Source organism: Nitratireductor thuwali (genome assembly GCF_036621415.1).
GTDB classification, from domain to species: domain Bacteria; phylum Pseudomonadota; class Alphaproteobacteria; order Rhizobiales; family Rhizobiaceae; genus Chelativorans; species Chelativorans thuwali.
Genome location: NZ_CP030941.1, coordinates 1198209 through 1224665, shown reverse-complemented (window position 1 = coordinate 1224665; position 26457 = coordinate 1198209). Strand labels below are relative to the sequence as shown.

15 protein-coding genes are annotated in these 26457 nt (G+C 65.8%); 8 read left to right on the top strand and 7 right to left on the bottom strand.

Going from position 1 to position 26457, the window contains the following annotated elements; translation table 11 throughout:
* Nucleotides 1-224 precede the first annotated feature (224 nt).
* Genes NTH_RS05775 through treY form a run of 7 tightly spaced genes read left to right on the top strand, consistent with a single transcriptional unit; the run spans nt 225 to nt 16081 of the window.
* Nucleotides 225-2216 (top strand): alpha-1,4-glucan--maltose-1-phosphate maltosyltransferase, encoded by a 1992-nt coding sequence (locus tag NTH_RS05775; protein WP_338529131.1) that lies wholly within the window; start codon nt 225-227, stop codon nt 2214-2216.
* Entirely contained in the window at nt 2213-5554 is a 3342-nt protein-coding gene (gene treS / locus NTH_RS05770; RefSeq protein ID WP_338529130.1) for a maltose alpha-D-glucosyltransferase, read from the top strand. The genes NTH_RS05775 and treS overlap by 4 nt, the downstream gene beginning before the upstream one ends.
* Nucleotides 5551-7770: a 1,4-alpha-glucan branching protein GlgB gene (glgB, locus tag NTH_RS05765; RefSeq protein WP_338529129.1), complete on the top strand. Its 2220-nt coding sequence runs from the start codon at nt 5551-5553 to the stop codon at nt 7768-7770. The genes treS and glgB overlap by 4 nt, the downstream gene beginning before the upstream one ends.
* 14 nt (nt 7771-7784) lie before the next feature.
* Nucleotides 7785-9860, top strand: a complete 2076-nt coding sequence (glgX, locus tag NTH_RS05760; protein ID WP_338529128.1) for a glycogen debranching protein GlgX — start codon at nt 7785-7787, stop codon at nt 9858-9860.
* Entirely contained in the window at nt 9857-11680 is a 1824-nt protein-coding gene (gene treZ / locus NTH_RS05755; protein WP_338529127.1) for a malto-oligosyltrehalose trehalohydrolase, read from the top strand. Before glgX ends, treZ begins: the two co-directional genes overlap by 4 nt.
* Nucleotides 11673-13490 carry a 4-alpha-glucanotransferase gene (malQ, locus tag NTH_RS05750; RefSeq protein WP_338529126.1) on the top strand — a complete coding sequence of 606 codons (1818 nt, stop codon included), beginning with the start codon at nt 11673-11675 and terminating at the stop codon, nt 13488-13490. Before treZ ends, malQ begins: the two co-directional genes overlap by 8 nt.
* A complete protein-coding gene (treY, locus tag NTH_RS05745; protein ID WP_338529125.1) occupies nt 13487-16081 on the top strand; it encodes a malto-oligosyltrehalose synthase in 2595 nt (864 codons plus the stop codon). Before malQ ends, treY begins: the two co-directional genes overlap by 4 nt.
* Before the next feature lie 40 nt (nt 16082-16121).
* Here the strand turns inward: treY and NTH_RS05740 are convergent, their stop codons facing one another.
* Complete coding sequence (locus NTH_RS05740; protein ID WP_338529124.1) at nt 16122-16268, bottom strand: hypothetical protein; 147 nt, start codon at nt 16266-16268, stop codon at nt 16122-16124.
* 109 nt (nt 16269-16377) lie between these two features.
* Nucleotides 16378-17544 carry a PQQ-dependent sugar dehydrogenase gene (locus NTH_RS05735; RefSeq protein ID WP_338529123.1) on the bottom strand — a complete coding sequence of 389 codons (1167 nt, stop codon included), beginning with the start codon at nt 17542-17544 and terminating at the stop codon, nt 16378-16380.
* 210 nt (nt 17545-17754) lie between these two features.
* On the opposite strand from NTH_RS05735, the gene NTH_RS05730 reads away from it, so the two are divergent.
* The gene (locus NTH_RS05730; RefSeq protein ID WP_338529122.1) at nt 17755-17928 is read left to right on the top strand and encodes a hypothetical protein; all 174 of its coding nucleotides are present in this window, start codon (nt 17755-17757) and stop codon (nt 17926-17928) included.
* A 256-nt stretch (nt 17929-18184) separates the two neighbouring features.
* Here the strand turns inward: NTH_RS05730 and NTH_RS05725 are convergent, their stop codons facing one another.
* From NTH_RS05725 to NTH_RS05705, 5 genes are all read right to left on the bottom strand, one after another.
* The gene (locus NTH_RS05725) at nt 18185-19588 is read right to left on the bottom strand and encodes a Do family serine endopeptidase (protein ID WP_338529121.1); all 1404 of its coding nucleotides are present in this window, start codon (nt 19586-19588) and stop codon (nt 18185-18187) included.
* 325 nt (nt 19589-19913) lie between these two features.
* On the bottom strand, nt 19914-20396 hold the full coding sequence (locus NTH_RS05720) for a hypothetical protein (protein WP_338529120.1): 483 nt from the start codon (nt 20394-20396) through the stop codon (nt 19914-19916).
* Nucleotides 20397-20407: 11 nt separating this feature from the next.
* The gene (locus NTH_RS05715) at nt 20408-23401 is read right to left on the bottom strand and encodes an FAD-binding and (Fe-S)-binding domain-containing protein (protein ID WP_338529119.1); all 2994 of its coding nucleotides are present in this window, start codon (nt 23399-23401) and stop codon (nt 20408-20410) included.
* A 24-nt stretch (nt 23402-23425) separates the two neighbouring features.
* On the bottom strand, nt 23426-24517 hold the full coding sequence (locus NTH_RS05710) for an enolase C-terminal domain-like protein (protein ID WP_338529118.1): 1092 nt from the start codon (nt 24515-24517) through the stop codon (nt 23426-23428).
* A gap of 114 nt (nt 24518-24631) precedes the next feature.
* Nucleotides 24632-26419 carry a thiamine pyrophosphate-requiring protein gene (locus tag NTH_RS05705; RefSeq protein WP_338529117.1) on the bottom strand — a complete coding sequence of 596 codons (1788 nt, stop codon included), beginning with the start codon at nt 26417-26419 and terminating at the stop codon, nt 24632-24634.
* Between the last annotated feature and the right edge of the window lie 38 nt (nt 26420-26457).

Below are 26457 nucleotides of genomic sequence, written 5' to 3'. Positions count from 1 at the left end.
GGCGCAGGCGAATGTTCGCGTCAGCCGGATAAAAAGGTGGGGGATCGCCGGAGGATCACCGGCCGCGCCCTTCGGTCCGGTCGCCGTTCCGCGCCCGCAAGGCAGCGCATATCGGGGTGGAGCGGCAGGTCGAGCGGCGCCCGCGCGCGACACCGCGGGCATGGCGAAGGGAACTCTCACGCCTGCACCGCGTTCGACAGATATTCCGATCGAGAAAATTCGTTATGAACCATCCGGAGCAGGACATCCTACAAACGCTCGCTGCCAGCCGTATTGCCATAGAAGCCGTCGATCCGGCGATCGACGCAGGCCGCTTCGCCGCAAAGGCGGTCGTCAACCAACCATTCACCGTGGAAGCCGACATCTTCTGCGACGGCCATGACGTGATCGCAGCAGCGCTTCTCCACCGCGCCCGCGGCCGCCAGCGCTGGGGCGAGACCCCCATGCGCCATCTTGGGAACGACCGCTGGCGCGCCTCGGTCGTCTTTGCCAAGCCGGGGAGCCACGAGTTCAAGATTGCGGCCTGGCGCGACCTTTTCGCCACCTGGCGCGCAGAGGTCTCAAAGAAGCACGATGCCGGCCAGAAGATTTCGCTGGAGCTGGAAGAGGGCAGGCGCCTGGTCGAACAGGCCGCCGGCGCCCGCGCCGGGTCGTCGGGCGACCGCTCGGCGCTCAAGGCGCTCCTGGCCGAGGTCGAGCAGTCCTCCTCCGAGGGCGACATGCTCGCCGTCATGCTGAGCGACGACATGGCGGTGCTGATGGCCCGCCTGACGGCCCGGGTGAACCTGACGCAGACGGAGACGGCCTTCCCCGTCTTCGTCGACCGCGAGAGGGCGGCATTCAGCGCCTGGTACGAGTTGATGCCGCGCTCGCAATCGGGCCGGGCGGACAGGCACGGAACCTTCGACGACGTCATCGAACGGTTGCCTTATGTGCGGTCGCTCGGTTTCGACGTTCTCTATTTCCCGCCGATCCACCCGATCGGCCATACGAACCGCAAGGGGCGCAACAACAGCCTGATGGCGACGCCGGACGATCCCGGCAGCCCCTATGCGATCGGCTCGGAAGAGGGCGGGCACGACGCCATTCATCCCGAGCTCGGTACCTTCGACGATTTCGCCCGTCTGGTGGCGGCGGCGCGAAAGCACGGGCTGGAGATCGCCCTCGATTTCGCCATCCAGTGCTCGCCCGACCATCCGTGGATCAAGGAGCATCCCGAATGGTTCGACTGGCGGCCCGACGGCACCATCAAATTCGCCGAGAACCCGCCAAAGAAGTACGAGGACATCGTCAATGTCCACTTCTACCGCGACGCCATCCCGGACCTTTGGTACGCGCTGCGCGACGTCGTGCTGTTCTGGCTCGAAAGGGGCGTGCGGATCTTTCGGGTCGACAATCCGCACACAAAGCCCTTGCCCTTCTGGGAATGGATGATCGAGGAAGTGCGCCAGGTCGACCCCGGCGTGATCTTCCTCGCCGAAGCCTTCACGAGGCCGAAGATGATGAAGCGGCTGGCCAAGGTCGGCTTCAACCAGTCCTATTCCTATTTCACCTGGCGCAACACCAAGCAGGAACTGACGGACTATCTGACCGAGCTGACGCGCGAGGAGTGCCGGCACTATATGCGGCCGAACTTCTTCGTGAACACGCCGGACATCAATCCCTTCTATCTGCAGACGAGCGGGCGGCCCGGCTTTCAGGCGCGGCTTGTCCTGGCGGCCACGCTTGGCACCAATTACGGCGTCTATAGCGGGTTCGAGCTCTGCGAGGCGGCCGCCATGCCGGGCAAGGAGGAGTATCTCAACTCCGAGAAATACGAGATCCGCGCCTGGGACTGGGACCGGCCCGGCAACATAAAACCGGACATAGCCTTCATAAACCGGCTCCGGCAGGAGAACCCGGCGCTCAGGCAGTTCGTCAACCTCAACTTCTACAACGCGTGGAACGAAGCCATCCTCTACTACGGCAAATTCACCGACGATCTTTCCAATTTCCTGCTCTTTGCGGTCAATCTCGATCCGCACAATCCGCAGGCTGCCCATTTCGAGGTTCCCTTGTGGGAGTTCGGCCTGCCGGACGACGCCACGATCGATGCCTACGACCTGGTGACCGACCAGGCATTCGCGTGGAGCGGCAAGACGCAGCACATGTATCTCGATCCGCACCAGCGGCCATACATGGCCTGGCGACTCAAGCCACCGGGGGTTCGTTCATGAGCACGATGGAAAAGCTTGCGCCTGCGATCTCACCGACCGCAGACCGCGCACAGTCCCGCTCGCCCGAGGCGCAACCGTCCGACTGGTACAAGGACGCCATCATCTACCAGCTCCATATCAAGGCGTTCCACGACGCCAATGGAGACGGGATCGGCGATTTCAACGGGCTGCTGCAGCAACTCGACTACATCGAACGGCTGGGGGTGACGGCGATATGGGTCCTGCCGTTCTACCCCTCGCCGCTGCGGGACGACGGCTACGACATCGCCGACTACCGCTCCATAAATCCTTCCTATGGAACGATGCGCGATTTCCGGCGCTTCGTCGCCGAGGCGCACCGGCGCGGCATAAGGGTGATCACCGAGCTCGTCATCAACCACACCTCCGACCAGCATCCCTGGTTTCAGCGGGCGCGCAGGGCAAAGAAGGGCTCGGCCGCGCGCAATTTCTACGTCTGGAGCGACGACGACGAGCGCTATTCCGGCACGCGCATCATCTTCCTCGACACCGAAACGTCCAACTGGACCTGGGACCCCGTCGCCGGCCAGTTCTTCTGGCACCGCTTCTACTCCCACCAGCCCGATCTCAACTTCGACAACCCGCGGGTTTTGGAAGAAGTCATCAAGGTCATGTATTTCTGGCTCGACATGGGGGTCGACGGGCTGCGGCTGGACGCAATTCCCTACCTGGTGGAGCGCGACGGCACCAACAATGAAAACCTTCCCGAAACGCATGTGATCCTCAAGAAGATCCGCGCGGCCCTCGACGAGAGATATCCCGACCGGATGCTGCTTGCCGAGGCCAATCAGTGGCCGGAGGACACGCGGCCCTATTTCGGCGACGGCGACGAGTGCCACATGGCGTTCCACTTCCCGCTGATGCCGCGCATCTACATGGCGCTCGCCCAGGAGGACCGGCACCCGATCAGCGACATCATGCGCCAGACGCCGGAAATTCCGGATCCCTGCCAGTGGGCCATCTTCCTGCGGAACCATGACGAACTGACGCTGGAAATGGTCACCGACCGGGAGCGCGACTATCTCTGGCGCACCTATGCGGAGGACGTGCGCGCGCGCATCAATCTGGGCATCCGGCGCCGGCTGGCGCCGCTCATGCAGAACGACCGACGCAAGATCGAGCTCATGAACGCGCTGCTTCTGTCCATGCCGGGAACGCCGATCGTCTATTACGGCGACGAGCTTGGCATGGGCGACAACATCTATCTGGGCGATCGGGACGGCGTGCGCACGCCCATGCAGTGGTCGCCGGACCGCAATGGCGGTTTTTCGCGCGCCAATCCGCAGGCGCTCTACCTGCCGCCGATCATGGATCCGGTCTACGGCTACCAGACCATCAACGTGGAGGCGCAGGAGGCGGACCCTTCATCGCTGCTGAACTGGATCAGGCGGATGATCGCCGTGCGCAAGCAGCACAATGCCTTCGGCCGCGGAGACTTCACCCTGGTCTATCCGCGCAACAGGCGCATCCTCGCCTATACGCGCAGCGACGGAAACGAGACGCTTCTTTGCGTGGCCAATCTTTCCCGCTCGGCCCAGGCGGTCGAACTCGACCTTTCCAGATACCGGAACCGCGTGCCGATCGAGCTCATGAGCCAATCGCCCTTTCCGACCATCGGCGACCTGCCGTACATGCTTACGCTATCGGGCTATGGCGCCTTCTGGTTTCTGCTGGCCGATGAGGCAGAGGCCCCCGACTGGCACAGCGACCTGCCCGAGCCTCTTCCGGAGTTCATCACGTTGACACTGACGGACGGCCGGATCCAGCGCGCCCCCGTGGGCAGGGAGCGGCGGCAGCTCACGGAAAACGCGCTTCCCCAATTCCTGCAACGCCAGCGCTGGTTCGGCGCCAAGGGAGAGGAAATACGCTCCGTCGAAATCGAGGAGGTGGCAAGGCTCGACGAGGAAGCAGGACTTCTGTCGGTCGTCGATGTGGACCTCGCCGAGGCCGACCGGCAGCGCTACCTGTTGCCGCTTACGATCCTGTGGGGCGAGGAGAACGTTCAGTTCGGCGCGCCGAAGCTTTCGAACACGCTCGCGCGGGTGCGCAAGGGGCCGCAGCTCGGCGCCCTCATCGACGGCTCCTATGACGACCGTTTTGCCACGGATCTGATGCGGCGCATGCAGGAAAACCAGGAGATGCCGGTTTCCGGCGGAACGCTGCGGTTCTACGGCAATGAAAAGCTCACGGCGATGGCGTTCGAGGAGCCGCCCAAAGTGCTGATGGGCGAGCAGAGCAACGTGTCGGTCGCCTTCGACCGGAAGGCGCTCCTGAAGATCTTCCGCAGGCTGCGGCCGGGCCATCAGCCGGAGGTGGAGGTGGCGCGTTTCCTGACCGAGGAGGCCGGCTTCAAGAACACGCCCGCCTTCCTGGGCATGGTCGAGCTCGAAGAGGACGGCGGCGAAAAGACGGTATTCGCCAGCGTCTCCGCCTTCGTCGAGAACCAGGGCGATGCGTGGAGCGTCTTCGTCCACGCGTTGGAGCGGCATATCGAGGACGAGTTTCTGGGCCCGCCAGCGGCCGGGCCCGCTTCGCCCGAGGACCCCGCGCCCGCCGCCTTCCTGTATCCGCTGGACCTTTTGGGCAGGCTGGGCGAGAGAACCGGCCAGCTGCACGCCGCCTTCGCCGTCGAGACCAGCGACGAGGCCTTCCGCTGCGAGCCGATCCGCCGTTCCGACATCACCGCATGGGCGAAGGACGCCAGGGCGCAGGTGGCCTCTGCCTGCGCCAGCCTCAAGCAGAGGCACGACCGGCTCCCGCAGGGCGTGCGCGAAGCGGCCGACCGTCTGCTCGCCCTGGCGCCTCGGATCGACCGGAAGCTGAGGGAGACGGCAAAGCTCCGGCCGTCCGGCAAGAAGTCCCGCATCCACGGAGATTATCACCTTGGCCAGGTGCTGGTGTCGCAGCAGGACGTCTTCATCATCGACTTCGAAGGCGAGCCGCGGCGCACCCTGGCCGAGCGCCGGGAGAAGAGCTCTCCCCTGCGGGACGTGGCCGGCATGCTGCGATCCTTCGACTATGCGGCCTGGACGGCGGTGCGGCAGGTGGCATTCCGGCTGCCCGACCAGTCGCGCGACAGCGCCGAACTGGCGCGGCTGTGGCGCCGGCGCATGACCGAAGAGTTCCTGGCCGGCTACCACGCCGCAACCGACGGCGCGCAGAACCAGCCCGAAGATCGGCAGATGCGGGACAGCCTGATGGAACTTTTCCTGCTCCAGAAAGGCTTTTACGAGATCAATTACGAGATTTCCAACCGACCGGACTGGGTCGCAATCCCGATCCAGGGCGTGCTCGACCTCATCGAGGGAGGTGACGTTTGAACCCCGCGACAGACACTGCGGCCGCCGCCTGGCGGCTTGACGATCCGCACGCTATCGGCGCCCTCGTTGCGGGGCGGCATGGCGACCCTTTCGCAGTGCTCGGGCCGCATCCAGCTCCCGCCGGGATCGTGCTGCGCGTGCTGCGCCCGGAGGCGGAGACGGCGGAGGCGGTCGACGCCGATAGCGGAAAGGTGCTGGCGAAGCTGCTGCGGCGGCACGCGCGCGGCTTCTTCGAAGGGCTGATTGCGCGGCGAAAGAAGCCGCCGCGCTACCGGCTCCGCTTCACGCGCGGCGACGATGTGTGGGAAGAAGAAGATGCCTACCGCTTTCCCAGCACCTTCGGCGAGCTCGATCTTCATCTTCTGGGCGAAGGGCGCCATCTGCGGCTCTACGAGAAGCTCGGCGCTCATCCGATGACCTGCGACGACGTCGCCGGCACGCGTTTCGCCGTCTGGGCGCCCAATGCGAGCAGCGTCAGCGTCGTGGGAAATTTCAACGGCTGGGACGGCCGCCGGCATCCGATGCGCCGGCATCCGGGGGTGGGCGTGTGGGAACTGTTCGTCCCGGACGTGCGGCCCGGCGAGGTCTACAAATACGAGATCGTGGGCAGCCAGGGCGAGGTGCTGCCCGGCAAGGCGGATCCGCTCGCTTTCAGTTGCGAGGTGCCGCCTGCGACCGCTTCGCTTGTGCATGGGCTTCCCGACAGCCAATGGAGCGACGGGGAGTGGATGGAAACCCGCGCCGCCAGGAACGACCGGCGGGCGCCGATCTCCATCTACGAGGTGCATCTGGGCTCATGGCGCCGCCACGAGGACGGCAGCTATCTCACCTATGAAGAACTCGGCGACGAGCTTATCCCTTATGTGAAGGATCTCGGCTTTACCCATATCGAGTGCATGCCGGTCAGCGAGCATCCCTTCTCCGGCTCCTGGGGCTATCAGCCGATCGGCCTTTATGCGCCGACCAGCCGCTTCGGGTCGCCGGAGGCGTTCGCGCGCTTTGTCGACCGCTGCCACCGGGAGGGCCTGGGCGTCATCGTCGACTGGGTGCCGGCGCATTTTCCTTCCGATGCCCACGGGCTGGTGCGCTTCGACGGCACCGCGCTCTACGAGCACGCGGACCCGCGGCTCGGCTTCCATCGCGACTGGAACACGCTGATCTATAATTTCGGGCGGCGCGAGGTGGCGAATTTCCTGACGGCCAACGCGCTTTTCTGGCTCGAACGCTATCATATCGACGCCCTCAGGGTCGATGCGGTCGCCTCCATGCTCTATCTCGACTATAGCCGTCAGCCCGGCGAGTGGGTTCCCAACATCCATGGCGGCAACGAGAATCTCGAAGCGATCGCCTTCGTGCGCGACACCAATGTCGCCCTGTTCTCCGACCATCCCGGCGCCACTTCGATCGCCGAGGAATCGACGGCCTTTCCCGGCGTCTCGCGCCCAGTCTACGCCGGCGGACTCGGCTTCGGGTTCAAGTGGAACATGGGCTGGATGCACGACACGCTCGATTACATGGGCCGCGACCCGATATATCGGCGGCATCATCACGACCAGATGACCTTCGGCCTTCATTACGCCTTTTCGGAAAACTTCATCCTGCCGCTCAGCCATGACGAGGTGGTCCATGGCAAGGGCTCGCTGATCGGCCGGATGCCGGGAGACCGCTGGCAGAAGTTCGCCAATCTGCGCGCCTATTTCACCTTCATGTGGACCCATCCGGGCAAGAAGCTGCTCTTCATGGGCGGCGAGTTCGGGCAGGAGCGGGAATGGAACCACGATCTGCAGCTCGACTGGCACCACCTGGACGATGCCATGCATCGCGGCGTCCGCGACCTGCTGCGCGACCTCAACGCCATCTATCGCAGCCAGCCGTCCTTGCACCAGCTCGACTGCGAGGCGGAAGGCTTCGAATGGATCGATGCTTCCGAGCCCGAGTTCGGAACGTTCATCTATATGCGCAAGGGCATCGCGGAAGCGCAGCCCGTCGTCGTCGCCTGCAATTTCACGCCCACGGTGCGTGAAAACCACCGCATCGGCCTTCCCAAGGCGGGACGCTGGCGGGAAATTCTCAACAGCGACGACAGCCGCTATGGCGGGTCGGGCGTGACCAACCCGCAGATCGATGCAGCGGAAGAGCCGTGGCACGGCCGCCCGGCCTCCGCCGCGCTGCGATTGCCGCCCCTGGGCGCCGTCATCCTCACTTCCGAAACGTAAGACAGGAAACCGCCGTGCGCGTTGATGTCGGCCTTCCATACCCGCTTGGCGCAACCTGGGACGGTTCCGGCGTCAACGTCGCCGTCTTCTCGGCCCATGCCGAGAAGATCGAACTGTGCCTCTTCGACGCCAAGGGCAAGCGCGAAATCCATCGCGTCGCGTTGCCCGAATATACGCATGAGGTGTGGCACGGCTACTTCCCGGAGATGCGGCCGGGACAGGTCTACGGCTTGCGCGCCTACGGACCCTACGATCCCGCCAACGGCCATCGCTTCAATCCGAACAAGCTGCTGATCGACCCCTATTCGAAGATGCTCATCGGCGACCTGCGCTGGCACGACGCCTGTTTCGGCTATCGCGTGGGCTCGCCGCGCCAGGACCTTTCCATGGACCGGCGCGACTCGGCCTTCGTCATGCCGAAATGCGTCGTGACCGATCCCGCGGCGACGTGGGGCGACGATGTGCGCCCGCGCAGGCCCTGGACCGACACGATCATCTACGAGGCCCATGTGAAGGGCATGACGGCCCGGCATCCGGAGGTGCCGGAGCAGCTGCGCGGCACGTTCGGCGGCCTGGCGGACACCCGTGTCATCGACTACCTGGTAAGGCTTGGCGTGACCACGCTCGAGCTCCTGCCCGTCCAGGCATTTTTCGACGACCGTTATCTGGTCGAGAAGCGCCTGACGAACTATTGGGGCTACAACACGATCGGCTACTTCGCCGCCGCCCCGCGCTACATTTCGCCCGAAGGCGGGCTGCATGAATTCAAGCGCATGGTACGCAAGCTGCACGCCGCCGGCATCGAGGTCGTTCTTGACGTGGTCTACAACCACACCGCCGAAGGCAACGAGCTCGGCCCCACGCTATCGTTCCGGGGTCTCGACAATGCCAGCTACTATATCCTGGGCGACGATCCGCGTTTCTACTACGACACGACCGGCTGCGGAAACACGCTGAACCTCAAGCATCCGCGTGTCCTGCAGATGGTGATGGATTCGCTCCGTTACTGGGTCGAGGAATGCCATGTGGACGGCTTCCGCTTCGATCTGGCCACCGCGCTCGGGCGCGAGAGAGACAGTTTCGAGCCCTCGTCCGTGTTCTTCGACACGGTGCGCCAGGATCCGGTTCTCTCGCGGGTGAAGCTGATCGCCGAGCCCTGGGATCTGGGACCGGAAGGCTATCAGCTCGGCAACTTTCCTCCCGGCTGGGCGGAGTGGAACGGCGCCACCCGCGACTGGGTGCGCTCCTTCTGGCGCGGGGACAAGGGCGCCACGCCCGATCTGGCGAGCGGCCTTCTGGGCACTGCCGCGCTGTTCGACCGTCGGGGACGCCGCCCCTGGGCAAGCATCAACTTCGTGACCGCCCATGACGGCTTCACCCTTGCGGACCTTTACTCGTACAACGAGCGGCACAACGAGGCGAACCTGGAGGATAACCGGGACGGCCATAGCGACAATCGGAGCTGGAACTGCGGAGTCGAGGGGCCGACGGACGATCCCGACATCCGCGCGCTTCGGGCGAAGATGCGGCGCAACGCGATCGCGACGATCCTGCTTTCCCAGGGCACGCCGATGCTGTTGATGGGCGATGAGGTCGGCCGATCCCAGAACGGCAACAACAATGCCTACTGCCAGGACAACGAGATCAACTGGCTGTCCTGGGAAGAACGCGACCCCGAAGATGAAGCCTTTTTCCAGTTCCTGCGCCGGCTGATCGCCTTCCGGCAGTCCAACGACCGGTTGAAGCGCAAGCATTTTCTCCACGGCCGCTCCGTCTATGACGAACGAAAGGACGTGACGTGGCTGCGGCCTACAGGCGAGCAAATGAATGACGGCGATTGGCAGGATCCAAACCTCAATGTGCTCGGTCTCATGATCTGCGACACGCGCCGGCAGTGTTTGCTCATTCTCATCAACGGCCACCATGAACCCGTCGAATTCGATCTGCCGCGCGAACTGGGGCCGGCCGGCTGGAGAATCATCACGCGCACGGATACCGGCCAGTGGCCGGTGTGGGACGCCGTGCGAGCCCCGCAGAAGCTGGAAGTGGCCGATCGCTCCATCATGGTTCTGGAGGGACATATCCGATGAGGGGACCTTTCCACGAGAGCCGGTGGGGTGCCCTTTTGGGCGAGGATGGGACCGCCGCCTTCCGCCTGTGGGCACCGGCCGTGGACCGTCTGCGGCTGAGGATCGACGAGGGCGACGAGCGGGAGATGGACCGCCGCGCGGACGGCTGGTTCGAGCTGGAAGTGGCAGGGCTCGGCGAAGGCACGGCCTACCAGTTCGTCCTGCCGGACGGCCTTGCCGTGCCCGATCCGGCCTCGCGCGCACAGCTTTCCGGCGTGCACGGCCCCAGCCTGCTCGTCTCCGGAGCCTTCGACTGGAAAGCGGGAGACTGGAAGGGCAGGCCGTGGGAAGAGGCCGTGGTCTATGAGCTCCATCCCGGCGCGTTTTCGCAGGAAGGGGGTTTCGACGGCATCCGGCGCCGTCTCGACCATCTGGCCGAGATCGGTTTCACGGCCATCGAGCTGATGCCGGTCGCCCAGTTTTCCGGAGGGCGCGGCTGGGGCTATGACGGGGTGCTGCCCTATTGCCCGCACGCCGCCTATGGCGGCATCAACGGCCTGAAACGGCTGGTGGATGCCGCGCATGAGCGCGGGCTGATGATGATCCTGGACGTGGTCTACAACCATTTCGGCCCGGACGGGAACTATCTCGGCACCTATGCGCCCGACTTCTTCGATCCCGAGCGCCAAACCCCCTGGGGACCGGCCATCCGCTTCGAGGAGCCGGCGGTGCGCGAATTCTTCCTGGGCAACCCGATCTACTGGCTCGAGGAATTCCGCTTCGACGGGCTGCGTTTCGACGCCATCGACCAGATCAGGGACCGCAGCGAACCGCCGATCCTGAAGCAAATGGCGCGCCAGATCCGCGAGCGTTTCGGCGACCGACACATACACCTGACGACGGAGGACGAGCGCAACATCGTGGCGCTGCATCCGCGCGGCTCCGACAACCGCCCCATCTTGTTCACCGCCGAATGGAACGATGATTTTCACCACGCCGCCCACTGCATCGCAACCGGTGAAGACGCCGGCTACTACAAGGCCTTTGCGGATGATCCGGTGGGGCTGCTTGCCCGCGCGCTGGCCGAAGGCTTCTGCTATCAGGGCGAGCCCTATGCTGCCTGGGACGGCAAGCCGCGCGGCGTGCCGAGCGCGGCCCAGCCGCCGACCGCCTTCGTCGCCTTCCTGCAGAACCACGACCAGATCGGCAACCGCGCCTTCGGCGAGCGGCTGGCGGCGCTTGCCGACGAGGAGACGGTGGAACTGCTCACCGCCGTGCTCCTGCTCAATCCGCAAATCCCGCTCGTCTTCATGGGCGAGGAGTATGGCGAGACCAACCCCTTTCTCTTCTTCACCGATTTCCACGGCGACCTCGCCAAAGCGGTGAGAGAGGGCAGGCGGAGGGAGTTTGCCGCTTTCCAGCACTTTGCCGCTGCCGAAGCGGAGCGTATCCCCGATCCCAATGGGCCGGCGACATTCCAGGCATCGGCGCTCGATTGGAGCCGGGCCGGGACCGCTGCCGGGGCGAAGCGGCTCGGCCTTTTCCGCCGGCTGCTGGAAGTCCGCCGCAAGCATGTCGTGCCGGGACTTGCCTCCATGACCGCGATGCAAGGCCAGGCGGCGCGCATCGGGAGCGAAGCGTTCACCGTGCGCTGGAAAACGGGGCGCGGCGCGCTGTCGATGGCCGCCAATTTCGGCGCGGCGGATGCAGCGACAGAGGAAGAGGCGCACGGGGTCGCGATCCATGAAAGCCGCGACGGAGCCGCCGACGCGCTTCGGCAGGGCCGGATCCTGGCAAGGAGCGTCGCGGTGATGGCGCAGGAGCGGGAAGGCCATGGCTGATCTCGACCGCCTTGCCGCCGGCCATGGCATCGTTCGCTCCTATCACGCTCTCGACGGGACGCTGACGAGGGCACCGGACGAGGCGGTGAGGGCGCTGCTGAAAGTGCTGGGCGTAGACCCCGAAACCGGCCAGCCGCCGCCCGTGCCCGCCGATTGGCCGCCGCCGCCAGAGGCGCCGCAGGATGCGGCCTGCTATCTGCCCGAATTCCTGCAGGAGGGGCGGGCCTGGGGGATCACCTGCCAGCTCTACGGCCTGAGGTCGGGCAGGAACTGGGGCATCGGCGATTTCGAGGATCTGGCCCGGCTGGGCGAGATGGCAGCGCGAAAGGGGGCCGACTTCCTCGGCGTCAACCCGCTGCACGCGCTGTTCCTCGCCGAGCCGCAGAAGGCGAGCCCGTTTTCTCCCAGCGACAGGAGCTTTCTCAACCCGCTCTACATCGCCGTCGATCAGGTGGAAGGATTCATACCGGGCCACGATCTCGATGAAACGGCGCTGAATGCGCTCAACGAAGCGGTGCTCGTGGACTACACGGCCGTATCCGAACACAAGCTGCGCGTCCTGCGGAACATCCACCGGCGCGGGGCCGGCCCTTCGAGGAGCGCGTTCGACGCCTTCGTCGAGGCGTCCGGCGAGCCCCTGCGGCGTTATGCGCTGTTCGAGGCCGTCAGCCTCGAAATGGCAGGCCGGGGATACGGGGCCGGATGGATGTCGTGGCCCGAGCCGTTTCGCGATCCGGCCGGCGAAGCGGTGGCCGAGTTCGCCCGCGACCACGCCGACGAGGTGGAGTTCCAGATGTGGCTGCAGTGGCTTGCCGACCGCCAGCTCGGCACGGCCGCAAGGCGGCTGCGCGAGGCCGGGATGCGCATCGGGCTTTATCTGGACCTCGCCGTCGGCACGGCGCCGGACGGCGCCGCGACCTGGAGCGACCGCTCGCTCACCGTGGTCGGCGCGGAGATCGGAGCGCCGCCCGACATGTTCAATCCGGCGGGCCAGAGCTGGGGCCTGGCGCCGCTTTCGCCTTCCGGCATCGCCGCCGGCGGCTTCGCGCCTGTGCGCCGCTCCTACCAGAGTATCCTGCGCCATGCCGGCGCCTTGCGCATCGACCATGCCATGAGCCTTTACCGCCTGTTCTGGATTCCAGCCGGATTTCCGGCCGGCGCGGGGGCCTATGTGCTGTACCCCATGGCCGACATGCTGCGCGTCCTGGCAGAGGTCTCGCAGGCTTCCCGCGCCCTCATCATCGGCGAGGATCTGGGCGTGGTGCCGGAAGGCTTCCGGCACGAGATGGACCGTGCCAATCTTCTTGGCTACCGCATCTTCTATTTCGAGCGCGACCCGAACGGCTTCGTGCCGCCGGAACGGTGGCAGCGCTCGGCACTCGCCTGCGTGGGCAGCCACGACACGACCACGCTCGCCGCCTGGTGGACGGGAAGCGACATACAGCTTCGTCTCGAGATCGGCCTTTTCGACGAAGCGGCCGCGCAGAAGGAGCGCGAAACGCGTCGCCGGGAGAAGGATCAGGCGATCGCGGCATTGCATCGCTGCGGCATGCACGAGGCAGGCGAAGCCTTCGACGAGACGGTGGCGGCGGGCATCCACCGGCTCGTGGCAATGGCGCCGGCCCGCCTGGTCGCAGCACAGATGGAAGACCTGCTTGGCCTGACCGAGCAGCCCAACGTTCCCGGAACGGTCGACACGCATCCCAACTGGCGGCGCAAGCTGCCGGTGACGATCGAGGAGCTGGAGGAGGTTCCGACGCTGCGCGCGGTGCTGGAGGGCCTTTCGCGGGAAAGGCCGCGCGCGCCATGAGGCAACCTTGCGCAACCTACCGTCTGCAATTCCGTGAGGGCATGACCTTCGAACGGGCGGCGGAGATCGTGCCGTATCTGGCGGAGCTGGGCGTCAGCCATCTTTATGCCTCGCCCATCTTCACGGCCGCGCCCGGCTCCACCCACGGCTATGATGTCGCCGACCACCAGCAGCTCGACCCGGCGCTGGGGGGTGAAGAGGGGTTCGGCCTTCTGGCGGCGGCGCTCAAGCAGCACGGCCTCGGGCTTCTGCTCGACATCGTGCCCAACCACATGGCGGTCTCGGCCGCCAATTCCTGGTGGTGGGACGTGCTGAAGCATGGCCGGGACAGCGCCTATGCGCAGCATTTCGACATCGACTGGAGCGCGCCGAAACTGCTTCTGCCGGTGCTGGGCGAACCCTATGGCGAGGCGCTTGGCGAAGGAAAGCTCCAGTTGAAGGTGGACGAACGGACGGGCGAGCCTGTTCTTTGCTACTACGAGCTGGCCCTTCCTGTCTCACCGGCCTCCTTGTCCGTGCTCCTCGGCGAGGAAGCCGGGGATGCGTCCGGACCGCGGGACGATGCGGCACGCCGCCAGTTGCTGGCCGACGCCGCCGCGCGGGCGAATGCCGACCAGCGCATGATGCACGAGCTGCACGAGGCGCAGGCCTGGCGGCTCGGCTATTGGCGCCTTGCGCGCGAGGCGCTGACTTACCGCCGGTTCTTCGAGATCGCCGACCTGATCGGCGTCCGGGTGGAAGATCGGGCTGTCTTTGCGGACGTCCACCGGTTGCCGCTGCGGCTCATCCGCGACGGCGCGGTCGACGGCCTGCGGATCGACCATATCGACGGGCTTGCCGATCCGAAGAGATATCTTGCCGAACTGGGCGAAGCTTCAGGAATCGATTTCGTCGTGGTCGAAAAGATCCTCGGGCAGAAGGAAGATCTGCGCGGGGACTGGCGTTGCGCGGGCGCGACGGGCTACGAGGTGGCGCGGCTGATCACCGCTCTCCAGGTGGATCCGGCCCATCGCGCGGCCATGACGCGGGGCTGGACCGGGTTCACCGGCGACAATCCGGATTTTGCCCGCCAGGTGCTTGCCGCCAAGCGCCGGATCCTGACCGTAAACCTGGCGGGCGAGCTCGACGGCCTCGTCAGGCTCGCCCACGAGATCGCGGCCGGCGATATCGCCACGCGCGACTTCGGCCGCGATGCGCTGCGGCTCGCCATCACGGAACTGGCCGCCGCCCTGCCGGTCTACCGAACCTATATCGACCGGGATGGACCTTCGGAGGAGGACCGGGCGCTGATCGACGGGGCCGCCGGCCGGATCGAACGCGGGCGCGAAGTCGAGGACGACCGGGTCGTCGCCTTCCTGTCTTCGCTCCTTCTCGAGCCGGCGGAAGGTTCCGCGCTCCGCGCCCACTTCATTGCGCGCTTCCAGCAGACGACCGGCCCGCTCATGGCCAAGGCCGTGGAGGACACCGTCTTCTACCGCTACAACCGGCTGATCGCCCTCAACGAGGTCGGTGGCGAGCCGGATGAATTCGGGCTCGATCCGCAGGCTTTCCACGATGCCATGAAGGAGCGGGCCGCGCGCTGGCCGCGCGCCCTCTCGGCCACCGCAACCCATGACACGAAGCGCGGCGAGGACGCCCGGGCCCGGCTGGCCGTGCTGAGCGAGATGCCGCAGGAATGGGCCGCCGCCGTGACGCGCTGGCATGAGGCCGCCGCCGACCTGCGCCGGGTACTGCGCCTGGGGCCGGCACCAAGCCGCGAGGCCGAATGGCTCCTCTATCAGGCGCTCGCCGGCGCGTGGCCGGCCGACCTTTCCCTGCAGGACGAGGCCGGCCTGCGGGATCTTTGCGACCGGCTCGTCTCCTTCATGGTGAAGGCGTTGCGCGAGGCAGACCGGCGCACCAGCTGGACGGACCAGAACGAGGGTTATGAAGCGGCGGTGGAGGCTTATGTGCGAGGCCTGTTCGAGCGCGGCAGACGCGCGCTGCTGCGCGACATCCGCGCCACAATAGCAACGATCGAGCCTGCCGGGATCGTCAACAGCCTGTCGCAGCTGGCGCTGAAGCTCACCCTGCCCGGCGTTCCCGACATCTACCAGGGGTGCGAGCTCATGGACTTCAGCTTCGTCGATCCCGATAACCGCCGGCCCGTGGATTTCGCCGCCCGGGAGCGGCTTCTGCAGGACGTGCGCGGCATGTCGGCGGCCGATGCGATGGCCCAGTGGCGGCAAGGCCTTCCCAAGCTCTGGCTGCTCGACCGGCTGCTCGGGCTAAGGCGCAGGCATGCCGATATCTTCGCCTCGGGCAGCTATGCGCCGGTGGAAGTGCATGGCGAGGAAGCAGCGCATGTCTTCGCGTTCGCCAGGATCCTGAACGGCCGCAGCGTGGTCGTCGTCATACCGCGCCTGGTCCTGCGCCATCTCGATACGCGCGACACGAGCTGGCTCGGCACCGCCTTCTCCGCCACCAGCCTTCATCTGCCTACCGAGGCGGCCTGGACCCATGGGCTGGACGGCGCCGCCATAAAGGGCGGGAAGATACCGGTCTCGACGCTATGGAAGGGGCTGCCGCTGGCCGTGCTGGAGCCTTGCTGACGCGATCTCGCACGCTCGGAAGCCGGTACCAACCTTTTCGCTAGTCCGTCTTCTCGGCCTCGCCTTCGTCGGCGGGGGCCGCGCGTTCTTTTGCGGCAGCCTTTGCCGCCAGCTTCCCGGCTTTCCTGACCGCCTTGATGCGGTCCCGTTCCTTGCGTTCTTGATCGTAGTTCGGTGCTCGCGCCATGCCGGCTCCTTCCCATGTTCACGCATGAATACGGAGATAAGGCCGGAAGCACAATGGCGGGAGGCGCAAAGCCGCTGCCACCGGCCCCGCGCCCGGCCTCCATCGGAGGTCAGTTGGCGCCCGTCTGTGTTTCGTCCGCAGGTTCGATACGCAGGATTTCGCCATTGTCCTCGTCGGTGGCGACGTAAATCGCCCCGCCTGGACCCTCCGCAACGTCACGCATGCGCAGACCGAGGCTTTCGAGCAGGCGCTCTTCGCCTGCTACCTCGTTGCCCTCCAGCTCAAGCCGCACCAAAGCCTGGGAGGCCAATCCGCCGACAAACAGATCGCCCTGCCATTCCGGAAAGGCATCTCCCTGGTAGAAGATCATGCCGGAGGGGGCGATGACGGGCGTCCAGCTATGCACCGGATCGACCATGCCCTCGGCATGGCGCAGCCCTTCTCCAACCGGCGTTCCGTCATAATTGACGCCGAGGGAGACGACCGGCCAGCCGTAATTTTCGCCCGGCTCGACGATGTTCAGCTCGTCGCCGCCCTTCGGGCCGTGCTCGATCTCCCACAATACGCCGGTTTCGGGATTGATCGCGGCCGCCTGTATATTGCGGTGGCCATAGGACCAGATCTCCGGCAGGGCGCCTTCCCGGCCGACAAAGGGGTTGTCCTCAGGCACCGAACCGTCGGGATTGATCCTGACGATCTTGCCGAGATGGGAATCGAGGTCCTGGGCCTGGCCGCGGAACCGCTCGTCGAAGCGTTCGCCCAGGGTGACGAAGAGATGCCCTTCGCCGTCGAACACCAGGCGCGATCCGAAATGCATGGTGCTGGGCAGCTTCGGTTGCTGGCGGAAAATCACCTCCACCTCGGACAGCGCCGAGGCATCCTCGCTCAGCGTGCCGTGTGCGACCGCCGTGCTGTTGCCGCCGTCGCCGGCTTCGGCATAACTCAGATAAACCAAGCGGTTCTGCTCAAAATCCGGATCCAGCACCACGTCGAGCAACCCGCCCTGGTCGCGCGCGTCGACCTCCGGCACGCCCTGGATCGGCGCCGAAACCTCGCCTTCGGCGGTGACGTGGCGGAGGTTGCCGGGCCGTTCCGTCACGAGCATGCCGCCGTCGGGCAGGAAGGCAATCGCCCAAGGGTGAACAAGGCCATCGGCGACGGTCTGCACGTGAATCGCAGGTCCTTCGGTCTGGAATACCTCGTCGACCGCCGCTGCAGGCAAGGTCATGAGGAAAGTGGCGGATGCGGCGACAAGATGGAAGGGTAGTCTGGTCATGGCAGGACTCTCCACGGTCTTGGCTGAATTGCGACAAAACGGCTGCAAGTGCCGGGGCCGATCGCGGCCGACTCCAGCCTAAGTGCCCAACCGACGGCAAAGTTCCGAGTTGAGGAAGAGATGGCGGGCTGGCCGAGCCGATGCCTGCGCCGGAGGGAACGAGGCCGGGTCTCCTTCAGTTGGGTTTGTCCAACGTCGAGGAGCAGACCGATGCTAGAGGAAAAACTGAAGGAAGCGATCGTCGAGGAACTGAAACGGCAAGGCGCCGTCAAAGCGGACGACCAAACGGACGAGAAGCAGGGAAGCAAAGTCAGGGTCGAGGGCGAAATCGACCTGGACGACCTTGCCATGGTGGTCGCCGGGGCGATGGCCGGGGGGCCGTAGCATTAAAGGCCGGTGGGTGGAAGCGGCGCAAATGGGCGGCTTCGATGCCCTGCAGCGGCTCTGCCCCCGGCAGGAACTCCCGAGGCCTAGCCGGAGCCGTAGAGAAAACCCGTGGCCGGGTACGCCACGGGTTCTCCTGTGCAAGCGGTCCTTGTCCCCAGATCAATTCACCGTTTCACAGAAACGCGAACTGATCTAACTACTTGAATATACGCGTTCCGGACGGAAAACCGGCTTCCACTTTTCCTAGAGTCGTCTAGCCGGTCTCCACCGCCACAAACAGTGGAGATTGGTCCCGCGTGATCCGCAGGAGCAAGGGACGGTCCTCCTCGACAGCCTCTTCCCAGGCATTTGCCAGATCCGCTGTCTCGCGCGTGGGTTCGCCACCTGCTTCGAGAATAACGTCGCCTGGTTGGATGCCGGCCTCCGAGGCGGGGCTGCCCGGCTCGACCTGTCGCACCATCACGCCGATGTTGCCCTCAAGATCAAGCTCGCGGCGGACCAGCGCCGGCAGTTCGGTGATGGCGACGCCCATGCGGTCCGCCTGCTCGTCTCCGCCACGACCTGCATCCGCGGTAACCTGCGGCGTGTCCCTGGAGCCGAGCGTCAATTCCACTTCGACCTCTTCCCCGTCGCGGTGGATGGTAAGGTTCGCCGTTTCTCCGGGATCGCGCTCGGCAACGGCCCGCGACAGCTCACGCGGATCTTCGATCTCCGCGCCGTCGAGAGCCAGCACGACGTCGCCTGGCTGCAGGCCGACTTCCGCTGCCGGGCTGTCCGGCTCGACCTCGGCGACAAGGGCGCCGCGCGCCGAATCCAGGTCCAGTGCCCTGGCCATCGCGTCGGTGACCGGCTGCAGGGTCACGCCGATGAAGCCGCGCTCCACCACACCCGTCTCGATCAGTTGGGAGGCGACATCCCGCGCGACCTCGGAAGGCACGGCGAAGCCGATGCCGATATTTGCGCCGATGGGGGAAAAGATGGCGGTGTTCACTCCGATCACCTCGCCCGCCGCATTGAACAGCGGCCCGCCCGAATTGCCGCGGTTGATGGAGGCGTCCGTCTGCAGATAATTGTCATAGGGGCCGGTGCGGATGTCGCGGGAGTGGGCGGACAGAACGCCCACCGTCACGGTGCCGCCAAGCCCGAACGGGCTACCGATCGCGATCGTCCATGCTCCCGGCTGAATCGCTTCCGAATCCCCCCATTGCGCCGTGGTGACATCTTCGGGGGCGTCGATTTTCAGCACCGCCAAATCGGTTGCCGGATCGGCGCCTATGAGCTCGGCCGTCTTGGTCGTGCCGTCCGACATGAGCACTTCGATCTCGTTGGCGTTCTCGATCACGTGGTTGTTGGTCACCACGTGGCCCTCCTCGCTGATGATGAAGCCGGAGCCGAGCGCGGCCCCTTCCCGGGGCGTGCGGCGATCCGGACGGCGGGGCATCATGAACGGCCGCGGAATGGCCTCCTGCAGCGATCGCTGCTCAACCGGCCGGCGCGCGGTGATCGCCACCACTGCCGGCGTCATTCGTTCCACAATTCCGGTGAAATCATCCGGCACATTCTGTGCCGTCTCCTGTGCCGGCGCGGGAAGCGGCACCACCGCAACGACGGCGACGACAATCGACGCCAGGGCGCCGCGCAGAATACTGGAAATCATTGTTTTCCTCCAATGGCTCGATGTTGAAGCGTCGGACCTTTCGAGAGCTTCGCGCGCCGTCGATGACCGCGAGGTACCGGCGGCTGTGCCGCCGAGAACGCATGCGCTCGCCCCCGATCCGACGGGCCGGCCGAAAGGAGACCGTGTCAACGAAGGGCGAGGCGGCGCAGCTACGCGCCGGTTTCCCGCATCGCGGCGTCGCCGCCCGACCGGCTCCCCCACCGAAAGGCTTCGGAACCGATTTGTTCCCGGACCTGTCGTCCGCGTCCGTGGCCGCTTCCCGGCCGGGCGTCCGGCTCAAGGGCAACTGCGGACGCGTGCGCCGTCATCGGCAGCGCAGAAGCTCGGCGCGATGCTGCTGGTCGCCGTTTTCCGGATAGACCAGCGTCATCCTGTCGGTGCTTTGCCGGATCAACGTCATCCCCCGCCATTCGTATCCATCGGGCGTGGCGCAACGGGTCGAAACCGTCGCTTCGGAGTTCTGCGTTTGGATGTCGCGGATGCTGCAGGTGGCGTTCTGGAAGCGGATCATCGTGTCCGTCACCAGAAGCGTCCCGTCGTTTCCGGCATCGGCCTGGCTCTCCGGACAGGCTTCTTCCGAGGGAGCCCACACCCCGTTCAACTGGACGAAGATGGTGGGTTTTTCGTCGATCTCATCCGTGTCGCTCTCGGTCACGGCCGGCCGCTCCTCTATCAGCACAGACGGCGCATCAGGATCGGCGTTATCCAAATCCGGAGCGTCTTGCGCCGAACCGGGCATGGCGGTCAGGCAGGTGGCGATGAGAGCATTGGCAAGAAGAAGGCGCATCGGGTTTCCTTTCACTCTGCAGGCCCGGTCTCAGGCCTCCGGTTTCCGTCGGCTCGTGCGTTCCCGGCAGCGGGCTGCCGCATCGCCATGCGCAGCGCTTCCGCCAGATGGAGCGCCTGCCGGCCGGTGGTCTGTGCAATCTGCTCGCGGCAACTGAAGCCGTCGGCGATGATCAGCGTGTCGGGCTCGGCTTTGCGCACCTCGGGAAGGAGCACGCGCTCGGCGCATTTGATGGAGACGTCGTAGTGATCGGCCTCGAAGCCGAAGGGGCCGGCCATGCCGCAGCAGCCGGCGTTGAGATCGCGATGGTCGAGGCCGAGCGCGTCGAGGACCGCGTTCTCGTCGTCCTTGCCCATCACCGCATGATGATTGCAGTGGAAGTGGACGAGGGCCTTCGCCTCGAGGCGGGGCGGCTCGAAGCCCTCCTTCCGAAGGAACTCGCTCAGCATATAAGTCCGATGGGCGAGCTTGCGCGCATCCTCGTCGTCGGGAAAGAGATTGAGGAGCTCGTCGCGAAATGCGGCAACGCAGCTCGGCTCGATGCCGACCAGCGGCACGCCGTCGCGGATCAGGGGCCGCAGATGATCGAGCGTCTGCCGCCAGAGCTTTTTCGCCCGGTCCAGCATGCCGATGGCATAGAGCGGCCGGCCGCAGCAGAGAGGGCGCGGCGGGATTTCCACCTGGTAGCCCGCCGCTTCGAGGACCTCGACGGCTGCCTTGCCGGGCTCGGGCGTCAGATAGTTGGTGAAGGTGTCCGGCCAGAGCATGACGCGGGCCCGGTCGGCCGCGCGCGACGATCCGTCAGGCGCAGCGCGGCCGTGGAACCAGCCGGTCAAGGTAGGCGAGGCGAAGGCCGGCATCTGCCGCTGGGGCGCGATGCCGCCCATGCGCTTCATCATCCCGGCGAACGGCTCGGTGCGCATGAAGAAATTGGCCGCCGCCGGCATGCGGGAGGCCATGCGCGCCCACCAGTAGATCAGGCCCATCGAATACATGTGCATCGGCCGCCGCCGGCCTTCGTAATAGTGGGCCATGAACTCGGCCTTGTAGGTGGCCATGTCGACATTGACGGGGCAGTCGCTCCTGCACCCCTTGCAGGCCAGGCACAGATCGAGCGCCTCGTGCACCTGGTCGCTGCGCCAGCCGTCCTTGATGGGCCCGCCATGGAGCATTTCGAACAGGCTGTGGGCGCGGCCGCGCGTCGTGTGCTCCTCCTCGCGCGTCGCCATGAAGCTCGGGCACATGACCTGCCCGCCGCGCATGCGGCATTTTCCGACGCCCACGCAGCGCGTGACCGCGCGGGCGAAGCTGCCGCCGTCGTCGGGATAGGCGAAATGGGTATCGACTTCCGGCGGCCGGTAGTCCGGCCCGGCCTGCAGGTGCGCCGTGATGGGGTAGGGATCCACCACCTTGCCCGGGTTCATCTTGCCTTGCGGGTCCCAGATAGCCTTGAACTCGCGGAAGGCCTGGACCAGCTCCTCTCCGAACATCTTTGGCAACAGCTCCGCGCGTGCCTGGCCGTCGCCGTGCTCGCCCGAGAACGATCCGCCATAGCTGACGACCAGGTCCGCCGCCTCGTCGAGGAACGAGCGCCACTTGGCCACGCCCGCCTGCGTCTGAATGTCGAAATTGATGCGGCAGTGGATGCAGCCCTGGCCGAAATGGCCATAGAGCGAGGCGCGATAGCCATAGCGGCCGAAGAGGGCCTTGAGATCGCGCAGATAGTCGCCCACCCGTTCCGGCGGCACGGCCGAATCCTCCCAGCCGGGCCAGTTGTCCTGGCGCCCGGGGACGAAGGCCGTCGCGCCAAGCCCGGATTCGCGGATGTGCCAGACGCTCTCCTGTTCGCTCGGGTCGGTGAGGAGCCGCGTTGCGGGCCGATTGCGGCTCTTGTCGAGCTTCGCCATCAGTTCGCGGGCCTGCGCTGCTGCATCCTCGTCATTGTCGCCGCCGAACTCGGCGAGCAGCCATCCGCCGCCTTCGGGCAGAAGGTCCAGTTCCTTCGTGTGCAGTCCCTTGCGCCGCATGTTCTCGATCAGCCGGGCGTCGACGGCCTCAAGGCCGACGGGCCCGCTCGCCAGCACTTCGGCAACGTGGTCGCCGCTGGCAAAAACGTCCGGGTATCCGATGACGAGGAGCGCGCGGGCGGGCGGGCTTTCGACGAGCCCGACGGTCGCCTCCAGAACCGTCACGCAGGTTCCCTCCGTGCCGACCAGGGCGCGGGCGACATTGAAGCCGTGCTCGGGCAGCAATTGCGGCAGGCTGTAGCCGGAGACGCGCCGGGGAATCTTCGGGTAGCGCTCCCTGATGAGGTCGGCATATTTGTCGCGCAGAGCCTTGAGCTTGCCGTAGATCTCACCCTTGCGCCCGCCCTGGCGGATGATCTCCTCCAGCTCCTCCTCGCTGGTGGGGCCGACCTTCATGCGCAGGCCGTCATAGGTGAGCACCTCCAGTTCGTGGATATTGTCCTCCGTGCGGCCCGAGCCGGCGCCCATCTTCTCCGCAAGCACGGAGTGAACGCCGCAGGAATTGTTGCCCACCATCCCACCGATGGTGGCGTAGGCATGGGTCGAGGTATCGAAGGCCACCGTGAGGTCGCGCGTCTCCACCTCGTTGCGCAAATCGTCGAAGATCGTCCCGCTCTGCACCCGCGCCCGCCTCTTGCCATAATCGATGTCGAGCACGCGGTTGTGGTACTTGGAAAAGTCGAGCACCACGGCAACATTGCAGGTCTCGCCCGACAGGCTGGTGCCGCAGCCCCTGGGCAGGACCGGCGCGCCGTGCTCGCGGCAGCAGGCCACGGCCTCGACGGCATCTTCCGCATCGCACGGGATCACCACGCCGATCGGCACCTGGCGGTAGTTCGACGCGTCGGTGGAATAGAGCGCGCGGTCCTCGCTGCGGAAACGGACTTCTCCGCGGATCCGGCGGCCGAGATCGGCGGCGAGCGCCGCGGCCGCTTCGTCCGAAAAAGGGGGTGGTGGCTCTGTGCGAACATTGGCCACGGGATTTTCTCCTCGGCAATGGGTTCAGATGGCGTAGCGGGCCGCTTCCTGGTCCCTGAATTCCAGGCCGAGGCCGGGGCGGGAAAGGTCGGGGCGGAGCGAACCGTCGACGGGCGGCGTGGCGCCTTCCAGAAGCATCTCCTCGATGCGCGCGTGATCGTGGAAATATTCGACGTGGCGGGCATTCGGCAGGGCGCAGCAGGGATGGGCGTGGAGGGCGGGCGCGGTGTGGGCCGAGAACGGAAGCCCGTGCGCCTGGCACAGGATGCCGGCCTGCATGAAGCCGGTGATGCCTCCACAGCGTGTCGCGTCCGGCTGCAGAACGTCCACCGCGCCCGCCTCGATCATGCGGCGGAAGTAAAAGAGGTCGTGTCCGTATTCGCCGGCGGTGACGTCCATTCCGGCAGGCGCGCGGTCGCGCAGAAGCCGCAGGCCGTCGAGGTCATCCGACGATACCGGCTCCTCGAACCAGCTCACGCCGTGCTCGCGGAACGCCTCCGCCTTTTCCAGCGCCTGCTTGCGATCATAGGCGCCGTTGGCGTCGACGAAGAGCTCGGCCTCGGGCCCTATCGCCTCGCGCGCCGCGCGGACGCGGGCAACGTCCTTCGCGGGGGAACTGCCGACCTTCATCTTGACGCGGGTGATGCCTTGCCCGACCCAGCCGCGAAACTGCTCCTGCAGGCGCTCGGGCGAATAGGTGGTGAAGCCGCCGCTTCCATAGACCGGGACCGCCTCGCGCACCTGGCCGAGAAGGTTTGCGAGAGACAGGCCCAGGAGCTTCGCCTTCAGATCCCAAAGCGCCGTGTCCACTGCGGAAATGGCCTGGAAGGCGAGACCGGCGCGGCCGAAATTGCGTATGATGCCGGCCATCGCCTCCCAGCAGGCGGAAACTGCCATGGCATCATGCCCCGTCGCGATTTCCGCGAGCTTCGTGCGTATCAGCTCGGCTGCCGCTTCATGGCTATAGGTATAGCCGAGGCCGCGCTCTCCGCCGGCATGGGCATGCACGACGATCATCGTGGTCGCATCCCAGCGCAGCGTCCCGTCGCCCTCCGGCCCGTCGGTCGGAACCCGATATGCGGCAACCTGGATGCGCTCGATCTTCGGCTGTTTCATTCGTTTCTCTGCACCAATGCCTGCATTCCGCCCTCCTCCCTCGATAGGCTCAGAACAAGGGCGACATGCTCAGGAAGGCCGCCTGCCGAAGGACGAGGGTGAAGACATTGAGTCCTAATGCCGGCTCGGCAGCACGCCTTGCGCAGCCTGCTTGAAGGACTGCCAGATGATGCCGATGGCCTCGGGATCGCCCTTGACGACGGCCTGGGCATATTTCTTCGCCTGCTCGTATGTGACGTGCGGCGGCAGCGGCGGCACCTTCGGGTCCGTCACCACGTCGAGGACGCAGGGCCTGTCGGCCGTCAGCGCCTCCTCCCAGGCCGAGCCCACCTCGTCCGGCGTCTCCACCCTGATGCCCTTGAGGCCGATCATCGCGGCGTAGCGGGCATAGTCGAAGGCCGGCACGTCCTGCGAATCGGGAAATTTCGGATCGCCCGCCATCACGCGCTGCTCCCACGTGACCTGGTTCAGGTCGCCATTGTTGAGCACCATGATGACCAGCCGCGGGTCGCTCCAACGCTGCCAGTATTTCGCGACGTCGATCAGACTGTTGTTGCCGAGCATCTGCATCGCCCCATCGCCGACCAGGCCGATCGCGACGCGGTCGGGATAGGCGAATTTGGCGGCCATCGCATAGGGCACGCCCGGGCACATGGTCGCCAGCCCGCCCGACAGCGACGCCTTCATTCCCGGCCGCAGCTTCAGGTCGCGCGCGAACCAGTTCGCGACGCTGCCCGAATCTGCGCTGATGATGCAATTGTCCGGGAGGCGCGGCGAGAGCTCCCACAGGACACGCTGCGGGTTGACGGGATCGGCGGCGCTCATGGCGCGCTCTTCCATCAGCTCCCACCAGTCGCTGACATTCTTCTCCACCTCGTCACGCCAGGAACGGTCTTCCTTGCGCTTCAGATGCGGAATGAGGGCCTGGAGGGTCGCCGCGCTGTCGCCAACCAGGTTCACCTCCATCGGGTAGCGAATGCTGAGCATGCGGCCATCGATGTCGATCTGCACCCCGCGCGCCTGGCCCTCGGGCGGCAGGAATTCGGAATAGGGGAAGCTGGAGCCGACGACGAGCAGCGTGTCGCAGCCCATCATCAGGTCGAAGCTCGGCCGGGTGCCGAGCAGGCCGATCGAACCGGTGACGAAGGGAAGGTCGTCCGGCAGAGCGGCGCGGCCGAGCAGCGCCTTGGCGACACCGGCACCCAGAATGTCGGCAACCTTGATGACCTCCGCGCCGGCATCCAGCGCGCCGGCGCCTATCAGCATGGCAACGCGCTCGCCGCCGTTCAATATCTCGGCTGCCTGTTTCAGTTCGGCCTCACCGGGCGCATGAGCCGGCTTGGCATAGCCCACGCCCGAAAAGAGTGCGCCGTGCTCGCGCGGCGGAGAGGAAACGGCGTCCATTTCCTGCACATCGTTGGGCACGATGATGCAGGTCACCGTGCGCTCGGCCTGCGCGATCCGCATCGCCCGGTCGACGAGATGACGCATCTGCGCCGGATCGGTGCACATGTGCACGTAGTCGCTGGCCACGTCCTTGAACAGCGAGATAAGATCCACTTCCTGCTGATAATTGCCGCCGAGCGACATGCGCTTTTGCTGTCCGACGATGGCGACCACCGGCGTATGGTCCAGCTTTGCATCGTAAAGGCCGTTGAGAAGGTGAATCGCGCCAGGCCCGGAAGTGGCGAGGCAGACGCCGGTCTCGCCGGTCCATTTGGCGTGGGCGCAGGCGGCGAAGGCGGCCAGCTCCTCATGCGCGGTCTGCACGAACTCGATCTTGTCTTCCGCCCGCCCGAGAGCGCCGAGGATGCCGTTGATCCCGTCACCGGGATATCCGTAGATGCGCTTGACGCCCCACTGGTTGAGACGGTCGAGCATGAAATCGGCGACCATTGCCATTGCTGTGTCTCCTCGGCACTCGATGATGGATTGGCTAC

What these genes read in the sequence shown, in the direction of transcription:
- NTH_RS05775 (WP_338529131.1), top strand. Translation starts at nt 225, where the DNA reads ATGAACCATCCGGAGCAGGACATCCTACAAACGCTCGCTGCCAGCCGT.
- treS (WP_338529130.1), top strand. Translation starts at nt 2,213, where the DNA reads ATGAGCACGATGGAAAAGCTTGCGCCTGCGATCTCACCGACCGCAGAC.
- treZ (WP_338529127.1), top strand. Translation starts at nt 9,857, where the DNA reads ATGAGGGGACCTTTCCACGAGAGCCGGTGGGGTGCCCTTTTGGGCGAG.
- malQ (WP_338529126.1), top strand. Translation starts at nt 11,673, where the DNA reads ATGGCTGATCTCGACCGCCTTGCCGCCGGCCATGGCATCGTTCGCTCC.
- treY (WP_338529125.1), top strand. Translation starts at nt 13,487, where the DNA reads ATGAGGCAACCTTGCGCAACCTACCGTCTGCAATTCCGTGAGGGCATG.
- NTH_RS05740 (WP_338529124.1), bottom strand. Translation starts at nt 16,268, where the DNA reads ATGGCGCGAGCACCGAACTACGATCAAGAACGCAAGGAACGGGACCGC.
- NTH_RS05735 (WP_338529123.1), bottom strand. Translation starts at nt 17,544, where the DNA reads ATGACCAGACTACCCTTCCATCTTGTCGCCGCATCCGCCACTTTCCTC.
- NTH_RS05730 (WP_338529122.1), top strand. Translation starts at nt 17,755, where the DNA reads ATGCTAGAGGAAAAACTGAAGGAAGCGATCGTCGAGGAACTGAAACGG.
- NTH_RS05725 (WP_338529121.1), bottom strand. Translation starts at nt 19,588, where the DNA reads ATGATTTCCAGTATTCTGCGCGGCGCCCTGGCGTCGATTGTCGTCGCC.
- NTH_RS05720 (WP_338529120.1), bottom strand. Translation starts at nt 20,396, where the DNA reads ATGCGCCTTCTTCTTGCCAATGCTCTCATCGCCACCTGCCTGACCGCC.
- NTH_RS05710 (WP_338529118.1), bottom strand. Translation starts at nt 24,517, where the DNA reads ATGAAACAGCCGAAGATCGAGCGCATCCAGGTTGCCGCATATCGGGTT.
- NTH_RS05705 (WP_338529117.1), bottom strand. Translation starts at nt 26,419, where the DNA reads ATGGCAATGGTCGCCGATTTCATGCTCGACCGTCTCAACCAGTGGGGC.